This window comes from Jiangella anatolica (assembly GCF_003236295.1).
GTDB classification, from domain to species: Bacteria; Actinomycetota; Actinomycetes; order Jiangellales; family Jiangellaceae; genus Jiangella; species Jiangella anatolica.
In genome coordinates, this window is the sequence record NZ_POTW01000014.1 from 21,003 (window position 1) to 41,992 (window position 20,990).

General features: G+C 72.3%; 18 protein-coding genes. 12 read left to right on the forward strand and 6 right to left on the reverse strand.

What is annotated here, in order from left to right; translation table 11 throughout:
- Positions 1–102: 102 nt before the first annotated feature.
- The 4 genes from yajC (at position 103) to C1I92_RS07945 (ending at position 3,841) form a co-directional block, all read left to right on the forward strand.
- Complete coding sequence (yajC, locus tag C1I92_RS07930; RefSeq protein WP_111254125.1) at positions 103–495, forward strand: preprotein translocase subunit YajC; 393 nt, start codon at positions 103–105, stop codon at positions 493–495.
- A gap of 45 nt (positions 496–540) precedes the next feature.
- Positions 541–1,086: an adenine phosphoribosyltransferase gene (locus C1I92_RS07935; protein WP_199521044.1), complete on the forward strand. Its 546-nt coding sequence runs from the start codon at positions 541–543 to the stop codon at positions 1,084–1,086.
- A gap of 9 nt (positions 1,087–1,095) precedes the next feature.
- Positions 1,096–1,350 (forward strand): hypothetical protein, encoded by a 255-nt coding sequence (locus C1I92_RS07940; protein ID WP_111254126.1) that lies wholly within the window; start codon positions 1,096–1,098, stop codon positions 1,348–1,350.
- 187 nt (positions 1,351–1,537) lie between these two features.
- Positions 1,538–3,841 carry a RelA/SpoT family protein gene (locus C1I92_RS07945; protein ID WP_325048134.1) on the forward strand — a complete coding sequence of 768 codons (2,304 nt, stop codon included), beginning with the start codon at positions 1,538–1,540 and terminating at the stop codon, positions 3,839–3,841.
- 42 nt (positions 3,842–3,883) lie between these two features.
- Here the strand turns inward: C1I92_RS07945 and C1I92_RS07950 are convergent, their stop codons facing one another.
- Both C1I92_RS07950 and C1I92_RS07955 read right to left on the reverse strand, forming a co-directional pair.
- Positions 3,884–5,587: a DUF349 domain-containing protein gene (locus tag C1I92_RS07950; RefSeq protein ID WP_233506883.1), complete on the reverse strand. Its 1,704-nt coding sequence runs from the start codon at positions 5,585–5,587 to the stop codon at positions 3,884–3,886.
- Positions 5,588–5,603: 16 nt separating this feature from the next.
- Entirely contained in the window at positions 5,604–6,398 is a 795-nt protein-coding gene (locus tag C1I92_RS07955; RefSeq protein WP_111254129.1) for a peptidylprolyl isomerase, read from the reverse strand.
- 153 nt (positions 6,399–6,551) lie between these two features.
- Here C1I92_RS07955 and C1I92_RS07960 point away from each other — a divergent pair, with 153 nt between their 5' ends.
- Together C1I92_RS07960 and hisS are read left to right on the forward strand one after the other, a co-directional pair.
- Positions 6,552–7,208 (forward strand): MBL fold metallo-hydrolase, encoded by a 657-nt coding sequence (locus C1I92_RS07960; RefSeq protein WP_111254130.1) that lies wholly within the window; start codon positions 6,552–6,554, stop codon positions 7,206–7,208.
- 4 nt (positions 7,209–7,212) lie between these two features.
- The gene (hisS, locus tag C1I92_RS07965) at positions 7,213–8,475 is read left to right on the forward strand and encodes a histidine--tRNA ligase (protein WP_111254131.1); all 1,263 of its coding nucleotides are present in this window, start codon (positions 7,213–7,215) and stop codon (positions 8,473–8,475) included.
- Here the strand turns inward: hisS and C1I92_RS07970 are convergent.
- The gene (locus tag C1I92_RS07970) at positions 8,459–8,806 is read right to left on the reverse strand and encodes a YciI family protein (RefSeq protein WP_111254132.1); all 348 of its coding nucleotides are present in this window, start codon (positions 8,804–8,806) and stop codon (positions 8,459–8,461) included. The two genes, hisS and C1I92_RS07970, sit on opposite strands and share 17 nt — an antisense overlap.
- A gap of 55 nt (positions 8,807–8,861) precedes the next feature.
- Between C1I92_RS07970 and C1I92_RS34320 the strand changes: the two genes are divergently transcribed.
- The 3 genes from C1I92_RS34320 to C1I92_RS07985 all read left to right on the forward strand — a co-directional run bounded on the left by C1I92_RS34320 (position 8,862) and on the right by C1I92_RS07985 (position 12,795).
- The gene (locus C1I92_RS34320) at positions 8,862–10,388 is read left to right on the forward strand and encodes an Rv2578c family radical SAM protein (protein ID WP_199521045.1); all 1,527 of its coding nucleotides are present in this window, start codon (positions 8,862–8,864) and stop codon (positions 10,386–10,388) included.
- A 94-nt stretch (positions 10,389–10,482) separates the two neighbouring features.
- Positions 10,483–12,243: an aspartate--tRNA ligase gene (gene aspS, locus C1I92_RS07980; protein WP_111254133.1), complete on the forward strand. Its 1,761-nt coding sequence runs from the start codon at positions 10,483–10,485 to the stop codon at positions 12,241–12,243.
- Positions 12,244–12,324: 81 nt separating this feature from the next.
- Positions 12,325–12,795, forward strand: a complete 471-nt coding sequence (locus C1I92_RS07985; RefSeq protein WP_111254134.1) for a pyridoxamine 5'-phosphate oxidase family protein — start codon at positions 12,325–12,327, stop codon at positions 12,793–12,795.
- Positions 12,796–12,798: 3 nt separating this feature from the next.
- On the opposite strand, the gene C1I92_RS07990 is transcribed toward C1I92_RS07985, so the two are convergent.
- A complete protein-coding gene (locus tag C1I92_RS07990) occupies positions 12,799–13,278 on the reverse strand; it encodes a VOC family protein (RefSeq protein ID WP_267896723.1) in 480 nt (159 codons plus the stop codon).
- Positions 13,279–13,379: 101 nt separating this feature from the next.
- On the opposite strand from C1I92_RS07990, the gene C1I92_RS07995 reads away from it, so the two are divergent.
- Complete coding sequence (locus tag C1I92_RS07995) at positions 13,380–15,017, forward strand: ABC-F family ATP-binding cassette domain-containing protein (RefSeq protein ID WP_111254193.1); 1,638 nt, start codon at positions 13,380–13,382, stop codon at positions 15,015–15,017.
- 10 nt (positions 15,018–15,027) lie between these two features.
- Here C1I92_RS07995 and C1I92_RS08000 read toward each other — a convergent pair whose 3' ends face one another.
- Positions 15,028–15,546 (reverse strand): cupin domain-containing protein, encoded by a 519-nt coding sequence (locus C1I92_RS08000; RefSeq protein ID WP_111254135.1) that lies wholly within the window; start codon positions 15,544–15,546, stop codon positions 15,028–15,030.
- 134 nt (positions 15,547–15,680) lie between these two features.
- Here C1I92_RS08000 and C1I92_RS08005 point away from each other — a divergent pair, with 134 nt between their 5' ends.
- Positions 15,681–16,241: a TetR/AcrR family transcriptional regulator gene (locus C1I92_RS08005; protein ID WP_111254136.1), complete on the forward strand. Its 561-nt coding sequence runs from the start codon at positions 15,681–15,683 to the stop codon at positions 16,239–16,241.
- A 273-nt stretch (positions 16,242–16,514) separates the two neighbouring features.
- Here the strand turns inward: C1I92_RS08005 and C1I92_RS08010 are convergent, their stop codons facing one another.
- Positions 16,515–17,354: a PAC2 family protein gene (locus C1I92_RS08010; protein ID WP_111254137.1), complete on the reverse strand. Its 840-nt coding sequence runs from the start codon at positions 17,352–17,354 to the stop codon at positions 16,515–16,517.
- A gap of 156 nt (positions 17,355–17,510) precedes the next feature.
- Here C1I92_RS08010 and metH point away from each other — a divergent pair, with 156 nt between their 5' ends.
- A complete protein-coding gene (gene metH / locus C1I92_RS08015; protein WP_111254138.1) occupies positions 17,511–20,987 on the forward strand; it encodes a methionine synthase in 3,477 nt (1,158 codons plus the stop codon).
- Positions 20,988–20,990 lie beyond the last annotated feature (3 nt).

Below are 20,990 nucleotides of genomic sequence, written 5' to 3' on the forward strand. Positions count from 1 at the left end.
GCGATGCACGGGTAGACTCGTCCTTTCGGCGGTCGTCCGGACCGCCCGCCACTGCATGGCGTCCGCCGCGCCGGTCGCTCTCGGAAGGAAGCTAGTCCTCTCATGGAAGCACTGCTGCTCCCGATCCTGCTGATCGCCGTCTTCTACTTCCTGCTCATCCGCCCGCAGCAGAAGCAGCGGCGGCAGATGACGGAGCTGCAGCAGTCGGTCCAGCCGGGTACGAAGGTCATGACGACGGCCGGCCTGCTGGCCACGGTCGTCGAGATCGACGACGACGAGGTCGTCCTCGAGGTCGCGCCGGGCGTGCACAGCCGCTACGTGCGCCGCGCCATCGCCAACGTCGTCCAGCCGAAGGAGCCGGTCGCCGACACCACCCCGGCCGACGACGCGCCGGGCGCCTCCGACGACGTCGCCGACGTCGAGCTCGAGGCGCCGAAGCACGAGCCGGCGCAGGCCAAGGCCGAGGACCGCACGAACGGCGACGACATCCGCTGACCTCGGCGTGGCCGGGCACATCGGCACGCGCTACCCTCTGACCTCGTGACGACGCCGCCGGCCATCGCCGACTCCGACCGCGACCTGCTGCTCTCCCGCATCCGGGACGTCCCGGACTGGCCGGAACCCGGCGTGGTGTTCAAGGACATCACCCCGCTGCTGCGCGACCCCGCCGCGTTCGACACGATGACCGAGCTGCTCGGCGCCGTCGGCGGCGACGACGTCGACGTCGTGGTGGGCATCGAGGCGCGCGGGTTCATCCTCGGCGCGCCGGTCGCGCACCGGCTCGGCGCAGGCTTCGTTCCGGTGCGCAAGCAGGGCAAGCTGCCGTGGCAGACGACGGCCGCCAGCTACTCGCTGGAGTACGGCGAGGCCACCATCGAGGTCCACGTCGACGCGTTCCAGCCCGGCGAGCGCGTCTTGATCGTCGACGACGTGCTGGCCACCGGCGGCACCGTGCGCGCGACGGTCGACCTGGTGCGCGGCGCGGGAGCCCACGTCATCGGCGTCGGGATCCTCATGGAGCTGGGCTTCCTGAACGGCCGCGACAAGCTCGCCGACGTCAACGTGCACTCACTGCTCCTGGTCTGAGCCCGGACGATGGAGGCGGCGGCGCTGTTCATGGCGCCGTTCGCGTTGTCCGTCCTGGCGGCGCTCGTCGTGCGGCGGTGGTGGGCCCTGGTCGTGCCGGCGGTCGCCGTTCCGCTCTACTACGCCGGCCTGCGGTACGGCTGGTGGGGTGATGGCGTGGGCGATGGCGCGTGGCTCCTGCTGGCCGCGTTCCTGACGGCGGTCGCCGTCGCGGGCTGCGCCGTCGTCATCGGAGTGTTCCGGCTCCTCGCCCGGCGTCCCTGACGGTCCTCCACCGGCGCAGGGGCTCTACCGCTTCACCGGGAACGCAGGCGTCATGCGACACGGGATTTCGTGCCGAACGTGATCATTCCGGCCGGTGGTCGCCGGCTGGCATCGCGCTGCGTTACCCGCCGGGAACAGCGACCCCCTAAACTGTGTTGTGTCCTTCACACGGGACGAGAGGGGGCCTGTGGCCGAGCAGACAGTTCCGAGCGGCGCGCTGACCCCGGTCAGGGTGCGGGCGAGGCTCGCCCGGCTGACCGCGCAACGACAGCAGTCCGACCCCGCGCTGGAACCGCTGTTCCGGATCATCCGGGCCAACCATCCGAAGGCCGACCTCGAGATCATCGAGCGCGCCTACCGGACCGCCGCGCGCGCCCACAGCGGGCAGAAGCGCAAGAGCGGCGACCCCTACATCACCCATCCGCTGGCCGTCACGACCATCCTGGCCGAGCTGGGCATGACGCCCCCCACGCTGGCCGCGGCGCTGCTGCACGACACCGTCGAGGACACCGAGTACGGCCTGGACCAGCTGCGCGGCGAATTCGGCGAAGAGATCGCCATGCTCGTCGACGGCGTCACCAAGCTCGACAAGGTCAAGTACGGGCAGGCGGCGCAGGCCGAGACCGTCCGCAAGATGGTCATCGCGATGGCCAAGGACATCCGCGTGCTCGTCATCAAGCTGGCCGACCGGCTGCACAACGCCCGCACCTGGCGCTACGTGCCCAAGGAGTCCGCGCGGCGCAAGGCGCACGAGACGCTGGAGATCTACGCGCCGCTGGCGCACCGGCTGGGCATGAACACCATCAAGTGGGAGCTCGAGGACCTCTCGTTCGCCACCCTGCACCCGAAGGTGTACGACGAGATCGTCCGGCTGGTGGCCGAGCGGGCGCCGTCGCGCGACGACTACCTCGCCTCGGTGATCGACCAGGTCCAGGGCGACCTGCGGGTCTCGAAGATCAAGGCGAACGTCTACGGCCGGCCCAAGCACTACTACTCGATCTACCAGAAGATGATCGTCCGCGGCCGCGACTTCGCCGACATCTACGACCTCGTCGGCATCCGGGTGCTGGTCGAGTCCGTCCGCGACTGTTACGCGGTCCTCGGCATCGTGCACGCGCGCTGGAACCCGGTCCCCGGCCGGTTCAAGGACTTCATCGCGATGCCGAAGTTCAACATGTACCAGTCGCTGCACACCACGGTCATCGGGCCGGGCGGCAAGCCGGTCGAGCTGCAGATCCGCACCCACGCCATGCACCGCCGGGCCGAGTACGGCATCGCCGCGCACTGGAAGTACAAGGAAGACTCCAACTCCGGTCGCGAGACCGACAAGCACATCAACACCAGCAGCGACGCCGCCGGCAACGACATGGCCTGGCTGCGCCAGCTGCTGGACTGGCAGAAGGAGACCGAGGACCCGGGGGAGTTCCTCGAGTCGCTGCGGTTCGAGATGGAGTCCAACGAGGTCTTCGTCTTCACCCCGAAGGGCGACGTCGTCGCGCTGCCGGCCGCGGCCACCCCGGTCGACTTCGCCTACGCCGTGCACACCGACATCGGCCACCGCACCATCGGCGCGCGGGTCAACGGCCGGCTGGTGCCGCTGGAGTCCAATCTCGACAACGGCGACGTCGTCGAGGTGTTCACCTCCAAGGCGCAGGGCGCCGGTCCCAGCCGCGACTGGCTGACGTTCGTCACCAGCGCCCGGGCCCGCAACAAGATCAAGCAGTGGTTCTCCAAGGAGCGCCGCGAGGAGGCCATCGAGCACGGCAAGGACGCCATCGCCCGGGCCATGCGCAAGCAGGACCTCCCGCTGCAGCGGATGATGAGTCAGGAGTCGCTCAAGGCCGTCGCCGACGACCTGCGCTACCCGGACATCTCCGCGCTGTACGCGGCGGTCGGCGAGGGCAACGTCTCCGCGCAGAGCATCGTGCAGAAGCTGGTGCAGATCCTCGGCGGCGAGGAGGGCACCACCGAGGACGTCGCCGAGGCGGCCACCCCGGACCGGCCGCGCCGGCGCTCCGGCGGCGACCCCGGCGTCGTCGTCAAGGGCGTCACCGACGTGTGGGTCAAGCTGGCCCGCTGCTGCACCCCGGTGCCCGGCGACACGATCGTCGGTTTCGTCACCCGCGGCTCCGGCGTCTCGGTGCACCGCGAGGACTGCGTCAACGTCGACGGCCTGCGCCGCCAGCACGGCCGCATGGTCGAGGTCGAGTGGGCGCCGACGGCGAACAGCATGTTCCTCGTCGCCATCCAGGTCGAGGCGCTGGACCGCGCCCGGCTGCTCTCCGACGTCACCCGGGTGCTGTCCGACCAGCACGTGAACATCCTGTCCGCTACCGTGTCGACCAACACCGACCGCATCGCGACCAGCCGGTTCACGTTCGAGATGGCCGACCCCAAGCACCTGGGCCACGTGCTCAAGGCCGTCCGCGGCGTCGAGGGCGTCTTCGACGCCTACCGGCTCACCAGCGGCATCCCGGCGCCGACGCTGTGACATCGCGCTGACGCGCAAGGAAGCTCGGGTGCCGGGCGCGCGTCAGCTGGTGAACTCCTCCAGCGCCTGCTGGGCCTGCTCCAGCCAGGACCTGCGCGCCTCGATGGCCTCCTCGGCCTCGCGCAGCTTCCGGTCGTTGCCGGCCTCGCGCGCCTTCGCCGCCTTCGACTCCAGGTCGGCGATCGACGCCTCCAGCTGGGTGACGGTGGCCTGGGCGCGGGCCCGCGCCTCCGGGTTGGAGCGCTGCCACTCGTTCTGCTCAGCCTCGCGGATGGCGTCCTCGACCCGGCGCATGCGACCCTCGACCGAGCGCATCGCGTCGCGCGGGACGTGGCCCGCCTCCTCCCAGCGCTCCTGCAGGACGCGCAGCTGCTGACGGGCCTGCTTCCAGTCGGTGATCGGCAGCAGGGCCTCGGCCTCGGCCAGGATGCCCTCCTTGACCTGCAGGTTCGCCAGCTGCTCGTCGTCGCGCTCGGACTGGTGCGCGGTGCGGGCGCCGAAGAAGGTGTCCTGCGCGGCACGGAACCGCTTCCACAGGCTGTCCTCCACGCCGCGCGGCGCCGGCCCGGCGGCCTTCCACTGCTGCATCAGCTCGCGGTAGCGCCGCGACGTCGGGCCCCAGTCGGTCGAGGTGCAGATCTCCTCGGCCTCGGCCAGGATCCGCTCCTTGATGACGCGCGCCTCGTCGCGGCGCTCGGCCAGCTCGGAGAAGTGCGACTTGCGCCGCCGGGTGTAGTGCGTGCGGGCCGAGGAGAACCGGCGCCACAGCTCGTCGTCGGTGCCGCGGTCCAGCCGGGGCAGCGACTTCCACTCCTCCAGCAGCGCGCGCAGCGTGTCGGCGCCGTTGCGCCAGTCGTTGCCCTCGGCGATGCTCTCGGCCTGCGACGCGATCTGCTCCTTGCGACCGCGCGCCTCCTCCAGCGCCTTGGCCCGGGCGGCGCGACGCTCGGCCCGCCGCTCGGCGATGCGGGCGTCCAGCGCGTCGAGCCGGGCGGACAGCGCGGCGAGGTCGCCGATCGCGTGCGCCTCGGCCAGCTGGGCGCGGACCTTCGCCATGCCCTGCGCGGTGTCGTCGGGCGCGGCGGCGCCGGACTCCAGCCGGGTCTCGAGCAGGTCGACCTGGACCGCGAGGTCCTCGTACTTGCGGATGAAGAAGGCCAGCGCCTCCTCGGGCTTGCCGACCTGCCACGAGCCGATGCTCCGCTCGCCCTCGGCGGTGCGGACGTACACCTCGCCGGTCTCGTCGACCCGGCCCCACTCGTTGGACGCGACGGTCGGCGCGGGCGGACCGGCCGGCGCCTCCTCGGCGGCCGCCTCGGCCGCAGCCGGCTCGGGCGTGGGCGCGGCCTCGGCGGCGGCCGGCTCGGGTGTCGGCTCCGCGACGGGCTCGGGCGTGGGCGCGGCCTCGGCGGCGGCCGGCTCGGGTGTCGGCTCCGCGACGGGCTCGGGTGTCGGCGCTGCCTCGGCTGCGACGGGCTCAGGCTCGGGCGTCGGCTCCGCGACGGACTCGGGCTCCGGCTCGGCAGCGGGCGGCGCGGGCTCGGCCTCGGCAGCGGCCGGCTCGGGCGTGGGCGCGGCCTCGGCGGCGGCCGGCTCGGGCGTCGGCTCCGCGACGGGCTCGGGCGCGGCTTCGGGCTCCGGCGCCGGCTCGGCAGCGGCGGCGGGGGACTCGGGGGCCGTGGGCTCGACCTCGGCGGCGGGCGTCGCCGCGTCGTCGTGCTCGGGGCTACCAGTCGTGTTCGTCACGGTGTCCTCATCCGGGTCAGGCGGTGGTGACGGTGTCGAGGGTGACCGGGGTGATGGGCGCGCCATCCTCCGATCCATTGTCGGTGCCGCCGTCCGCGATACCAGTGATCACGTCCAGACCAGTGGTGATCTGTCCGAAGACGGTGTAGTCGGGTGGTAGCTGGGAGTCGCCGTACACCAGGAAGAACTGGCTGCCGTTGGTGTTCGGGCCGGAGTTGGCCATGGCCACGGTACCGGCCGGGTAAGTGGCGCCGTCGGTGTTCTCGTTGTCGTACTCGTAGCCGGGGCTGCCCCCGCCGGTGCCGGTCGGGTCGCCGCACTGCAGCACCTTGAGCGAGGCCGACGACGTCAGCCGGTGGCAGGTCGTGCCGTCGTAGTACCCGGCCGCGGCCAGGAAGGCCAGTGAGTTGACGGTGCAGGGTGCGCCGGCGTCGAGCGTCACGGTGACCGGCGCGCCGTTGATCGTCAGCGTCGCGGTGGTCGGCAGCGGCGTCTCCAGGGCGGCCGGGTCGATCGCCGGCGGCGCGCCGAGGTTCGGGACGGCCGACTCGCCGGAGGTGCGGTAGTCGCAGACGCCACCGGCCGGCGCAGACGGCGTGGACTCCGGGCCGGACGCGACGGGGTCGTCGTCGCCGCCGAGCGCGCCGGTCACCAGCAGCGTGCCCATGACGAGGGCCACGGCTACGATCACGGCGCCGACGACGATGCCGATCCGGCGTCGGCGCGCTGTCTCCGCGGCCCGGCGGGCCTGCTGGCGCTCGTAGTGCTTGCGCGCGAGCTCGTGTCGCCGTTGCTTGGCGCTCTGGGCCACCGGCCAATCCTCCCGCTCCGTCGAGAAAACGTTCAGGGCGGGCGCGGCGACCCCCCTTCGCGTCTGTGCTACGCGGAGACAGTCTAGGCAGTACACGGGCCGAATCAGATAACGAGTTCGCGGCGATGAGTGGCCCGCCGGTAACCTTCCGGGGTGCTCCTGCTCACCGTCGTCGCCCCCGTGCTGGGCACCAACTGCTACGTCGTGGCGACCGGCCGCGGCGGCGAGTGCCTCGTGATCGACCCGGGCATCGGCGTCGGCGAGCTGCTGGAGAAGACGCTCGCGGAGCACGCGCTGCGTCCGGCCGCCGTCCTGGTGACGCACGGCCACCTCGACCACACGTATGGGCTGACCGGCCTCGGCGACGTCCCCGTCCACCTGCACGAGGCCGACGCGTACCGGCTGACGGACCCGCTCGGCTCGCTCGGCCCGCAGCTGGCGACGCAGTTCGCGCAGTTCGGCGCGGACTGGACGCCGCCGTCCGACGTCCGGCCGTTCACCGGCGCCGAGACCGCGCTGGACGTCGCCGGCGTCGGCCTGCGGGCGATCCACGCGCCCGGCCATACCGAGGGGTCGACGCTCTACTGGGCGCCCGACGACGGCGTCGTCTTCACCGGCGACGTGCTGTTCGCGGGCACCGTGGGCCGCACCGACCTGCCCGGCGGCGACGACGCGCTCATGCGCACGACGCTGACCCGGCTCGCGGCGGCCGGCGGACTGCCCGGTACGACCACCGTCCACCCCGGCCACGGCCCGGCGTCGACCCTCGACCGGGAACGCGCATCCAACCCGTACCTGCGAGGACTGTAGAGACGTGAACGCACCATCCTTCCGTGCCCCGCGAGGCACGTTCGATCTCGTGTCGCCGCGTGGCGAGGCCATGCTCGCCGTCCGCGACGCGCTCGCCGCGCCGCTGCGCTCGGCCGGCTACGGCTACGTCGAGACGCCGTCGTTCGAGGAGACGGCGCTGTTCGCCCGCGGCGTCGGCGAGTCCACCGACATCGTCACCAAGGAGATGTACTCCTTCACCACCCGCGGCGGCGACGACGTGACGCTGCGGCCGGAGGGGACGGCGCCGGTGCTGCGCGCCGTCCTGGAGAACAACCTGCACCGCGGCGCGCTGCCGCTCAAGCTCTGGTACTCCGGCTCGTACTACCGCTACGAGCGGCCGCAGAAGGGCCGGTACCGGCACTTCTCCCAGGTCGGCGCGGAGGTCGTCGGCACCGAGGACCCGGCCAGCGACGCCGAGCTGATCGTGCTCGCCGTCGACGGCTACCGAGCGCTCGGGCTGACCGGCGTGCGGGTGCTGGTGAACACCATCGGCTCGAACGAGTCGCGGCCGGCCTACCGGGCGGCGCTGCAGGAGTACCTGCGCGGCCTGGACCTGGACGAGGAGACCGCGCGCCGGGTGGAGATCAACCCGCTGCGGGTGCTCGACGACAAACGGCCGGAGATCCAGAAGTCGCTGGCCGAGGCGCCGCTGATCACCGACTTCCTGGGGCCGTCGGACCGCGCCCACCACGACACCGTCCGCGCCCTGCTGACGGCCGCCGGCGTGGAGTTCGAGGACGACCCGCGGCTGGTCCGCGGCCTGGACTACTACACCCGCACACTGTTCGAGTTCGTCCACGACGGGCTCGGCTCCCAGTCCGCGGTCGGCGGCGGCGGCCGCTACGACGGGCTGGCCGAGGTGATCGGCGGCCCGTCGCTGCCCGGCGTCGGCTTCGGGCTGGGCGCGGACCGCACGCTGCTGGCGATGGAGGCCGAGGGGCTGCCGCTGCCCGGCCGCACCGGTGTCGACGTGTTCGCCGTTCCTCTCGGTGCGGAGGCCGCGTCGTGGGCGTTCGCGCTGGTCACGTCGCTGCGACGGGAGGGCGTGGCGGCCGATCTGGCGACCGGCGGCCGCGGCCTCAAGGGCGCGATGAAGGCCGCGGACCGCAGCGGCGCCAAGTACGCCGTCGTGGTGGGGGAGCGCGACCTTGACGAGGGCGTGGCTCAGGTGAAGGACCTCGCCACCGGCGAGCAGCAGGCCGTCTCGGTGAACGGCCTGGTCACACACCTCAAGCGGCTGGTGTAGGCGGCGGCTGGAGGAACGGCCGCACCTCGACCCTGCGGTTGCAGGCCCGCGACGCCTCGGTGGCCAGCCGCAGCGCGGCGTCGAGGTCGGCCGCCTCCATCACCCAGAAGCCGGCCAGGAACTCCTTCGACTCCACGAACGGGCCGTCGGTCATCAGCGCCTCGCCGTGCCGGTTGTCGATGACGGTGGCCGACTCGGGACCGCCGAGTCCGCCGGCGAACACCCAGTGGCCGTCGGCCTGGATGCGCTCGTTGTAGGCGCGGATGTCCGCCAGCTCCTCCTCGGTGGCGGAGTTGGTCCGGTCGTCGATCACGGACACCAGGAACTGCATGGGTCGTCTCCTCCGGAAAGTTGCGAACTGTCCGAACGTGTGTTCGAATGGCTGAATGCGCTGGGAAGCTCAGGAGCTCGCCGTCACCGACGGGACGGCACTCCCCGGCCTGCAGCGCATCGCGGGGCTCGTCCGCAGCGTACGCACGCCCGAGTTCGAGGGCATCACCTTCCACGAGGTGACGTCGAAGTCGGCGCTGAACAAGGTGCCGGAGGCGTCGCACGTCCCGTTCCGCTGGACGGTGAACCCCTACCGCGGCTGCAGCCACGCCTGCACCTACTGCCTGTCCGGCTACGCGCCGGTCAGCATGGCCGACGGCTCCACCGTGCCGCTGGCCCGGGTCCGGCCAGGCGACCAGGTGCTCGGCACGCGGCGCGAGGGCGTGAGCCGGCGGCTGGTGCGCACCACGGTGATCGACCACTGGCGGACGTCGAAGCCGGCGTTCCGGATCGAGCTGGACGGCGGCACGTCCATGGTGGCCAGCGGCGACCACCGGTTCCTCACGCCGGACGGCTGGAAACACGTCGCGCCGGCCCCCGATGACGAGCCGCCCCGTCCGCACCTGACCACCCGGGACCGGCTGATGGGGCTGCGCCGCGCCGTCGTCGGCGCCGCCGTCCGGGCCGACGGGATGCTCGCCGTCAGCTACGTCCGCTCGCTGGACGTCGAGCTGCCGATGTTCGACCTCACCACCGGCACCGGCGACTTCATCGCGCACGGCGTCGTCAACCACAACTGCTTCGCCCGCAACACCCACACCTACCTCGACCTCGACGCCGGCGACGACTTCGACCGCCAGGTCATCGTCAAGGTCAACGTCGCCGAGGTGCTGGCCCGCGAGGTGACCCGGCGGACGTGGGCGCGCGAGCACGTCGCTATGGGTACCAACACCGACCCCTACCAGCGGGCCGAGGGCCGGTACCGGCTGATGCCCGGCATCATCGAGGCGCTGGCCGGGTCGGGCACGCCGTTCAGCATTCTCACCAAGGGCACGCTGCTGCGCCGCGACCTGCCGCTGCTGCAGCGCGCCGCCGAGGACGTCGAGGTCGGCATCGGAGTGTCGCTGGCGGTGCTGGACGAGACGCTGCACCGCTCGGTCGAGCCGGGCACGCCGACGCCGAAGGCTCGGCTCGACCTCATCCGCGCGATCCGCGCGGCCGGGCTGCCGTGCACCGTCCTGCTGGCGCCGATCCTGCCCGGGCTGACCGACTCCGAGGAGCACCTGTCCGCGCTGGTGGCCGCCGTCGCCGATGCCGGGGCGACGGGGATCAGCTACATCCCGCTGCACCTACGGCCGGGCGCGCGCGAGTGGTACCTCGGCTGGCTGGAGTCGACGCGGCCGGACCTGCTGCCGCTGTACCGCCGGCTCTACCACCGTGGCTCCTACTCCGACCAGCGCTACCGCGACTGGCTCCGGGCCCGGGTCGAGCCGCACCTGCGGAAGTACCGGATGCGCGACGACGATGACGAGCCGCTGGTCGACGACCGCCGCCGGCCGCTGCACGGCAAGCGCTGGGGGACGCGGCTCCGCCCGGCGCGCCTGGAGCCGCCGCCCGAGCCCGCCCAGGACGCGCTGTTCTGAGCGGGTATCGAGTCGCCGCGGGTGGAGTGGGTTCCGTAGGATCGCTAGGTCACAGTTCCGGATACCCGATCCAGACGATCCGAGAGGACCATCCGTGCTCCGCACCCACGAGGCCGGCACATTGCGTGCCGGCCACGCCGGCCAGACCGTCACACTCACCGGCTGGGTGGCCCGCCGCCGCGATCACGGTGGAGTGGCGTTCCTGGATCTGCGCGACGCGTCCGGGGTGGCGCAGGTGGTGGTGCGGGACGAGGCCGTGGCGCACGGGCTGCGCAACGAGTTCTGCGTCAAGGTGACCGGCCAGGTGGGCCGGCGACCGGACGGCAACGAGAACCCGAACCTGCCGACCGGCGAGATCGAGGTCGTCGCCGACGCCGTCGAGGTGCTGAGCGAGGCCGAGCCGCTGCCGTTCCAGATCGACGACCACGTCGACGTCGGCGAGGAGGTGCGGCTGAAGTACCGCTACCTCGACCTGCGCCGCTCCGGCCCGGCCGCCGCGATCCGGCTGCGCAGCGCGGTCAACAAGGCCGCCCGCGACGTCCTGCTCGACGAGAACTTCGTCGAGGTCGAGACGCCGACGCTGACCCGGTCGACGCCGGAGGGCGCGCGCGACTTCCTGGTGCCGGCCCGGCTGCGGCCGGGGTCCTGGTACGCGCTGCCGCAGTCGCCGCAGTTGTTCAAGCAGTTGCTGATGGTCGCCGGCCTGGAGCGGTACTTCCAGATCGCCCGCTGCTACCGCGACGAGGACTTCCGCGCCGACCGGCAGCCCGAGTTCACCCAGCTCGACATCGAGATGAGCTTCGTCGAGCAGGACGACGTCATCGCGCTGGCCGAACGCGTCCTTCGAGCGCTGTGGGCCCTCGTCGGCCACGAGATCACCACCCCGATCCCGCGGATGACCTACCGCGACGCGATGGACCGGTTCGGCTCGGACAAGCCGGACCTGCGGTTCGGCCAGGAGCTGACCGAGGTCACCGGGCACTTCGCGAACACGTCGTTCCGGGTCTTCCAGGCGTCCTACGTCGGCGCCGTCGTGCACCCGGGCGGCGCCTCGCAGAGCCGCAAGGAGCTGGACGGCTGGCAGGACTGGGCCAAGGCGCGCGGGGCCCGCGGCCTGGCGTACGTGCTGGTCGGGGCCGACGGCGAGCTGTCCGGCCCGGTCGCGAAGAACCTGTCCGAGGACGAGAAGGCCGGCCTGCCCAAGCTCGTCGGCGCCGCACCCGGCGACGCGGTCTTCTTCGCCGCCGGCCCGCGCCGCTCGTCGCAGGCGCTGCTCGGCGCGGCCCGGCTCGAGATCGGCCGCCGCGCGGGGCTCATCGACGAGGACGCCTGGGCGTTCACCTGGGTGGTCGACTCGCCGCTGTTCGAGCCGGTCGACGAGACCGACGACGTCGCCGTCGGGTCCGGCGCGTGGACCGCCGTGCACCACGCGTTCACCTCGCCGAAGCCGGAGTCGCTGGACACCTTCGACACCGACCCGGGCAGCGCCCTCGCCTACGCCTACGACATCGTCTGCAACGGCAACGAGATCGGCGGCGGGTCGATCCGTATCCACCGCCGCGACGTGCAGGAACGCGTCTTCCAGGTGATGGGCCTGAGGCGCGACGAGGCGCAGGAGAAGTTCGGCTTCCTCCTCGACGCGTTCAAGTACGGCGCGCCGCCGCACGGCGGCATCGCGTTCGGCTGGGACCGCATCACCGCGCTGCTGGCCGGCTCGGACTCGATCCGCGAGGTGATCGCGTTCCCGAAGACCGGCGGCGGCTACGACCCGCTGACGGCCGCGCCGGCGCCGATCACCGCGCAGCAGCGCAAGGAGGCCGGCATCGACGCCGTACCGGAGCAGCCCGAGGGCTGACGGGCGCCGTGTCGGATCCGGCCCACGCCCGGACGTCTACGAGGTAGCAGCCCACCTCGTCGACGACCTGGAAGGTCCCGCATGACACCGCAACCCACCCTCGCCCCGCGGCCCCTCGCCGAACGTCGCGACGTCGCAGCGCAGCGGCTCGCCACCTACCATCGGCTCTGGCTCGCCACCGGTCGCGACGGTCACGGCGCGCACCTGATCCCGGTGAGCTTCGTCTGGACCGGCGAGCACCTGGTCATGGCCACGTTCGAGCGCAGCCGGACGATGGCCAACCTCCGCGCGCACCCGCGATCCAGGGCGGCGATCGGCGACACCGACGACGTCGTCACCGTCGACGGCGACGTCGCGATCGTCGACGTGGCGGAGGTCGACCCGGCGACCGCGGGCCGGTACGCGCAGGTCTCGCACGATCCCCGGCGGATGCCCGGCTTCCTGTACTTGTACCTTCGGCCGGACCGTGTCCAGGTCTGGAACGGCTTCCACGAGTTCGGCGGGCGCACGGTCATGCTCGACGGCTCCTGGCTGGACGAGCCCGTCGACTGAGGTCTACTGGACGCAGAACTCGTTGCCTTCGGGGTCGGCCAGGACGTAGTGGTACTCGCGGTACGGCCCCCACATGCTGTCCGCCTTGTTCAGGACGGTCGCGCCGAGGCCGGTGAGCCGCTCGACCTCGGCGTCGACCTCCTCGGGCGTCGCACGTCGTCCAGGGGTCGCGTTGAGGTCGAGGTGCACGCGGTTCTTCACGCGCTTCGGCTCCGGCACCCGCTGGAAGTAGAACCGAGGACCCTCGCCGGCGGGGTCTTCGGCGACGGCCCGGGCCAGCAGGTCGTCCTCGGTGAGTCCGCCGGCGAGCAGCTCGCGCCGCATCTCCTCGGGGTACTCCAGCCGCGGGTAGCCCATGACGTCGGACCAGAAGTGGGCGAGCCGGCGCGGGTCGGCACAGTCGAACAGATGTTGCCGATCTTGTGCACGAGCGGTCTCCTGTCGGTGCTGAGGCGTAAACGCTTTGCCGTGGACCGTACCCACGTGGCATCATCGATCTCGATGTGATCTGACGCGTGACTCTCGCCCGCGCCCGAGGTGTGTCCACCCGGCGGGCTCCTGTCAACCTCGCCGAGGTCGGTCACGTGTCTCTTCTCTCCGTTCGTTCCCTCTCCATCGCCTACGCCGGCCGCCGCGTCCTCGACGGCGTCAGCTACGACGCCGCCGCGGGGGAGCGGCTCGGCATCGTCGGCGAGAACGGCGCGGGCAAGACGACGCTGCTCCGGCTCTCCGCCGGGGTGGAGCGGCCCGACACCGGCACCGTCGAGCGGCACGGCAGCCTCGGCTACCTCACCCAGGAGCCGGAGCTGCCGGTCGGCGGCACCGTCGACGGCGCCATCGACGCGGCGCTCGCGGAGTTCCGCGTCCTCGAGCAGCGCATGCGCGCCGCCGAGGCCGCGCTGGCCGAGGGCGACCAGTCGGTGCTGGACGAGTACGGCGACCTGCTGGCCGAGTTCGAGCACCGCGACGGCTGGTCCGCCGACGCCCGGGCGGCCCGCGCCCTGGCCGGGCTCGGCCTCGGCGACGTGGCGGGGGACCGGCCGCTGGACACGCTGTCCGGTGGGCAGCGCTCCCGGCTGGCGCTGGCGCTCGCGCTGGTCCGGGCGCCGGACGTGCTGCTGCTGGACGAGCCGACGAACCACCTCGACGACGACGCGATCGCCTTCCTCGAGGACGCGCTGCGGGCCTACCGCGGCGCCGTCGTCACCGTCTCGCACGACCGCGCCTTCCTCGACACCGTCGCGACGTCCATCCTCGACCTCGACCCGGCCCTGACGGTCGAGCGCGACGGCACCCCGCACATCGGCCCGGCCCGCTACACCGGCGCGTACACCGACTACCTGGCCGGCAAGGCCGCCGCCCGGGCGCGCTGGGAGCAGGCGTACGCCACCTGGTCCGACGACGTCGACGAGGCCCGCGCGGTGGTCAAGCAGGACGCCCGCCGGGTCGGCCACGACGGCCGCGGCCGCCGCGACAACGACAAGTTCGTCGTGCACTTCCTCAGCCAGAAGGTGGACGCCGCGGTGTCGCGGCGCGTCCGCGACGCGGAGAACCGGCTGCGCCGGCTGGAGGAGCTGCGCATCCCGAAGCCGCCCCGGCTGCTCACGTTCGACGCCGCGCTCGGCGCCGACGTCCCCGACGGCGTGCTGATCGCCGTCCGCGACGTCAAGGTGCCGGGCCGCATCACCGCGCGAGCGCTCGACGTCACGCGCGACACCCGGCTGATGATCACCGGCCGCAACGGCTCGGGCAAGTCGTCGCTGCTGTCGGTGCTGGCCGGGGCGCTGGAGCCGGACACCGGCGAGGTGCTGCGCTCGCGCCGGTTGCGGATCGGCTGGCTGCCGCAGACCGGCAGCTTCGCCGACCTGGAGCTGACGGCGGTGCAGGCGTTCGCCGCCGGCCGTCCCGGCCCGGCCGACGAGTACCAGGCCGAGCTGGCCGGCCTCGGTCTGCTGCCCGGGCACGCGCTGGCGACCCCGGTCGGGTCGCTGTCGGTCGGCCAGCAGCGCCGGCTCGCGCTGGCCCGGCTGCTGGTGAACCGCCCGCAGGTGCTGTTGCTCGACGAGCCGACGAACCACCTGTCCCTCGGCCTGGTCGAGGAGCTGGAGGCCGCGGTCGACGGCGCCGGCCTGGCCGTCGTCGTCGTGACGCACGACCGCTGGGCGCGGCACCGCTGGCAGGGCGAGCGCGCCGAGGTCGTCGACGGTGAGCTGATGCTGTGAGCGCGCTCCGTCAGGCCATCGCGTACGGGTCGCGCAGGTCGTAGCGGGCGATGAGGTCGGCCATCCACTCCGGCTGGTGCAGCTCCAGGCCATGCGCCGCGGCCAGCGCCATCATCTCCTCCACCGGCGGCGGATCCGCGGCGCCCATCGTGACCACACTGTGGAAGAAGTGCTCGAAGCCGGCCGGCGCGATGATCTCGATCATGCGGGCCGGCTCCTGGCCCGCATTCCACATGGTGTGCACCTCGCCGCGCGGTTTGGTGATGTAGCCTCCGGCGCCGAGGACGACCTCGCGGTCGCCGGAGCGGAACCCGATCTCGCCGGCGGTGACGATGGAGAACTCGTCCTCTCGTGTGTGCAGGTGGGCGGGCACCAGCGCGCCGACCGGGAACGGGTGCTCGACGACGGAGAGCTGCCCGCCGGTGTCGCGGCCCCAGAGCTTGAACTGGACCCCGATGGTGCCGAGGTCGCCGGTCTCGCCCTCGCCGGGCTGCACGATGGTCAGCGGAGGTGCGTCGGCGCTGGTCATGGATCACTCGCCCCCTCAATTCCGAGTTACACTGGTGTTCGCTGAAATCCGCTGCCCAGATCGTCCGCCCAGGCGAGCCGGAGTGTCAAGAGTTGAGTGAGCAGGGTCGTCCACCGAAATCGCGCGACTACCGGATGACGAAGCGCGCCGAGCAGGTCGAACAGACCCGGCGGCGCATCGTCGAGGCTGCCGTCGAGGTCCACGGCACGCTGGGCCCGGCGGCCGCGAGCATCTCGGCGATCGCCGAGCGGGCCGGCGTCACCCGGCTCACCGTCTACCGCCACTTCCCGGACGACGAGGCGCTCTTCGCCGCCTGCAGCGCGCACTGGCTGGCCGGACAGCGTCCGCCGGACCCGGCCGGGTGGGCGTCGATCGCCGACCCCGAGCGCCGGCTGTCGACGGGGCTGGGCGAGCTCTACCGCTTCTACGCCGAGGGCGAGCCGATGCTCACGAGCATCCTGCGCGACAAGGCCGCGCTGCCCGCCACGTTCCGGGCCGCGCAGGAGGCCGGCGACGCCGCGATCGCCGACCTGCTGGCGCAGCCGTTCGACGGCCCGCCCGAGCGCCGTCGCCTGATCCGTGCGCTCGTCGGCCACGCCGTGTCGTTCTGGACCTGGCGCTCACTCTGCGTCGATCAGCGACTGACCAGGGAGGACGCGGTCGCCGCGATGACGGGGCTGGTGATGAGCTCGTGACGTGATCACTTTCGGGCTCCTCTGCGGCGACGGCCGATGCCCGCGAAACCGCCGGACACAGACCGATGCGGGCCCGAACCCGTCGCTGTGGCGTGCATCCGCCGGTTTCGCGGGCATCAGCCGGTTCACCCAGGGTCACCGCACGGCTACGAGACACCCGTCCCGTGATCATCCACCGGTGACCACACCACAGGTCCGCCACCGGTTGATGATCACGGCAGAGTAGAGCCCAGCCACCCCGCGGAAGCAGCTGACGAGCCTCAAGTCGGGGGATCAGGTGTCGCGGCGGCGGAGGTAGCGCTCGAACTCGCGGGCGATGTGCTCGCCGGAGGCCTCGGGGAGGTCGACGGTGTCGCGGGCCTCCTCCAGCCGGCGGACGTACTCGGCGACGTCGGTGTCCTCCTCGGCCAGCTCGTCGACGCCGTGCTGCCAGGCCTCGGCCTGCTCGGCGAGGTCGCCCATCGGGACCGGGAGGCTGAGCAGGTCCTCGACCCGCTGCAGGAGCACCAGCGTGGCCTTCGGGCAGGGCGACTGGGCGACGTAGTGCGGCACGGCCGCCCAGAGCGACACGGCGTCCAGTCCGGCCTTGGTGGCGGCGTCCTGGAAGACCCCGACGATGCCGGTGGGGCCCTCGTAGCGCGACTGCTCCAGCCCGAGCTCCTCGGCCTGGTCAGGGTCGCTCGCGGTGACGGTGACCGGCACCGGCCGGGTGTGCGGCACGTCGGCCAGCAGCGCGCCCAGCGTGACCACCTGCTCGCAGCCGAGGTCGGTGGCGACGGACAGCAGCTCGGCGCAGAACGCCCGCCACCGCATGTTCGGCTCGATGCCGCGCAGCAGGACGATGTCGCGGTCGTGCTCCTCGAGGCTGACGACGGACAGCCGGGTGGTGGGCCATTCGATGCTGCGCTTGCCGTCCTCGTCGACGCTGACCATCGGGCGGTTGACCTGGAAGTCGTAGTACTCGTCGGGGTCGAGAGCGGCGACGGCGCCGGCGTTCCAGACCCGCTCCAGGTGCTCGACACCCGCCGTCGCGGCTTCGCCTGCGTCGTTCCAGCCCTCGAAGGCCGCGATCAGGACAGGATTGCGCAGCTGCCGCGTCGCATCGTTCGCCATCGCGCTCGTCTCCCTGCCTGGAAGGGTGTCCTCCCGACCAACACTACGGCTCCCGGAGGCGAAAGGCGCGCGGAGGCTCGTCCCATCATCAGAGACGAATCGTCCGTATGCCGGACGATTCCTTGTGAGCAGGCCGGACGCCTTTAGTCTTGCGGGATGCGGGGGAGCCTGAGGGAAGCCTTGTCCCGGCGCGTCGTGGTCGCCGACGGAGCCATGGGCACCATGTTGCAGGCGGCCGATCTGACCCTGGACGACTTCGAGGGCCACGAGGGCTGCAACGAGATCCTCAACGTCACGCGGCCCGACGTCGTCAAGAGCGTCCACGACGCCTACTTCGCCGTCGGCGTCGACGCGGTCGAGACGAACACGTTCGGCGCGAACTGGGCGAACCTGGGGGAGTACGGGATCGCCGACCGGATCCACGAGCTGGCCGAGTCCGGCGCGCGGCTGGCCCGCGAGGTCGCCGACGACTGGTCGACGGCGGACCGGCCGCGCTGGGTGCTCGGCAGCGTCGGCCCGGGCACGAAGCTGCCGTCGCTCGGCCACATCGACTTCGCCACGCTCCGTGACGCCTACCGCACCCAGGTCGAGGGCATGCTGGCCGGCGGCGTCGACGCCGTCCTCGTCGAGACCGCGCAGGACCTGCTCCAGGCCAAGGCCGCGCTCATCGGCGCCCGCCGGGCCATGAAGGCGGCCGGCGCCGAGCACGTCGCGCTGATGGTCAACGTCACCGTCGAGACCACCGGCACCATGCTGCTCGGCTCGGAGATCGGCGCGGCCCTGACGGCGCTGGCGCCGCTGGGCGTCGACCACATCGGCCTCAACTGCGCCACCGGCCCGGCCGAGATGAGCGAGCACCTGCGCCACCTCGCCCGCTACGCCCACACGGGCCTGGCCTGCATGCCCAACGCCGGCCTGCCGGAGCTGACGGCCAACGGCGCGCACTACCCGCTGACGCCGCAGCAGCTGGCCGACGCGCACGACCTGTTCACCGCCGAGTACGGGCTGTCGCTGGTCGGCGGCTGTTGCGGCACGACGCCGGAGCACCTGCGCCAGGTGGTCGAGCGGGTCGGCGGCCGCGAGCTGACGCCGCGCACGCCCGGCGACGAGGCCGGCGCCGCCAGCCTGTACCAGCACGTCCCGTTCCGCCAGGACACCTCCTACCTCGCCATCGGCGAGCGCACCAACGCCAACGGCTCCAAGGCGTTCCGCGAGGCGATGCTGGAGGGCCGCCTCGACGACTGCGTCGAGATCGCCCGGGCCCAGACCCGCGACGGCTCGCACCTGCTGGACCTGTGCGTCGACTACGTCGGCCGCGACGGGACGGCGGACATGCGCGCACTGGCCGCGCGCCTCGCCACTGCCAGCACGCTGCCGCTGGTGCTGGACTCCACCGAGCCGGCCGTCATCGAGGCCGGCCTGGAGTGCCTGGGCGGGCGCAGCGTCGTCAACTCCGTCAACTACGAGGACGGCGACGGCCCGACGTCGCGGATCCGCAAGCTGATGCCGATCGTCCAGGAGCACGGCGCCGCCGTCGTCGCGCTGACGATCGACGAGGAGGGCCAGGCGCGGACGGCGGAGTGGAAGGTCCGCGTCGCCGAGCGGCTGATCGAGCAGCTCACCGGCGAGTGGGGGATGCGGGTCGAGGACATCGTCGTCGACACGCTGACGTTCCCGATCGCCACTGGCCAGGAGGAGACCCGCCGCGACGGCGTCGAGACCATCGAGGCGATCCGCGAGCTGAAGCGCCGCTACCCGTCGGTGCAGACGACGCTCGGCGTCTCGAACGTCTCGTTCGGCCTCAACCCGGCCGCCCGCACGGTGCTGAACTCCGTCTTCCTCGCCGAGTGCGTGGCCGCCGGCCTGGACTCCGCGATCGTGCATTCCGCCCGGATCCTGCCGGTGTCGCGGATCCCGGAGGAGCAGTACCAGGTCGCGCTCGATCTCGTCTACGACCGCCGCACGCCCGACTACGACCCGCTGGGCCGGTTCCTCGAGCTGTTCGAGGGCGTCACCTCCACGACGGAGGACCGCGCGGCCGCGCTGGCCGGGCTGCCGCTGTTCGAGCGGCTGGAGCGGCGCATCGTCGACGGCGAGCGCAAGGGCCTGGAGGCCGACCTCGACGAGGCGCTGCAGCAGAAGCCGGCACTGGACATCGTCAACGACACGCTGCTGGGCGGCATGCGCACCGTCGGCGAGCTGTTCGGCAGCGGCCAGATGCAGCTGCCGTTCGTGCTGCAGAGCGCCGAGGTCATGAAGGCCGCCGTCGCGCACCTGGAACCGCACATGGAGCGGGTCGAGGGCGACGACGGCACCAAGGGCACGATCGTGCTGGCCACCGTCAAGGGCGACGTCCACGACATCGGCAAGAACCTCGTCGACATCATCTTGTCCAACAACGGCTACAGCGTCGTGAACCTCGGCATCAAGCAGCCGATCAGCGCGATCCTCGACGCCGCCGAGGAGCACGGCGCCGACGTCATCGGCATGTCCGGCCTGCTGGTGAAGAGCACGGTCGTGATGAAGGAGAACCTGGAGGAGATCAACCAGCGCGGGCTGTCGGCGCGCTGGCCGGTCATCCTCGGCGGCGCGGCGCTGACCCGCGCGTTCGTCGAGGACGACCTCGCCGAGCTGTACGCCGGCGAGGTCCGCTACGCCCGCGACGCGTTCGAGGGGCTGCGGCTGATGGACGCGATCGCCAGCGTCCGCACCGACCCGGACAAGCAGCTGGCCGACGTGCTGCCGGCGCTGCGCAAGCGCCGCGTCGCCCGCGTCTCCGTCAGCGCTCCCGAGGACGGCGGCCTCGACGTCCGCTCTGACGTCGCCACCGACAACCCCGTCCCGACGCCGCCGTTCTGGGGCACCCGCGTGGTGCGCGGCCTGCACCTCGCCGACTACGCCGCCTACCTGGACGAGCGCGCGACGTTCATGGGCCAGTGGGGCCTCAAGGGCAGCCGCGACGGCGCGTCGTACGAGGAGCTGGTCGAGTCCGAGGGCCGGCCGCGGCTGCGGATGTGGCTGGACCGGCTGCACACCGAGAGCATCCTCGAGGCGGCCGTCGTCTACGGCTACTTCCCGGCCGTCTCCGAGGGCCGCGACCTCGTCGTCCTCGACCCCGAGGACCCGCGCAAGGAGCTGGAGCGGTTCACGTTCCCGCGCCAGCGCCGCGACCGCCGGCTGTGCCTGGCCGACTTCTTCCGCCCGCGCGAGTCCGGCGAGCTCGACGTCGTCGCGTTCCAGCTGGTCACGATGGGCTCAGGCGTGGCCGAGGCGACGGCGAAGCTGTTCGCCGACAACTCCTACCGCGACTACCTGGAGCTGCACGGGCTGTCCGTGCAGCTGACCGAGGGGCTCGCGGAGTACTGGCACGCCCGGATCCGCGACGAGCTGGGCTTCGGCGCCGAGGACGACGCCGAGCTGGGCGGCATCCTCAAGCAGGAATACCGCGGCTCGCGCTACTCCTTCGGCTACCCGGCCTGCCCGGACCTGGGCGACCGCGTCAAGCTGGTCCGGCTGCTGCGCCCGGAGCGGATCGGCGTCGAGCTGTCCGAGGAGCTGCAGCTGCACCCCGAGCAGTCGACCGACGCGCTGGTCGTCCACCACCCCGAGGCGAAGTACTTCAACGCGACCTGACGG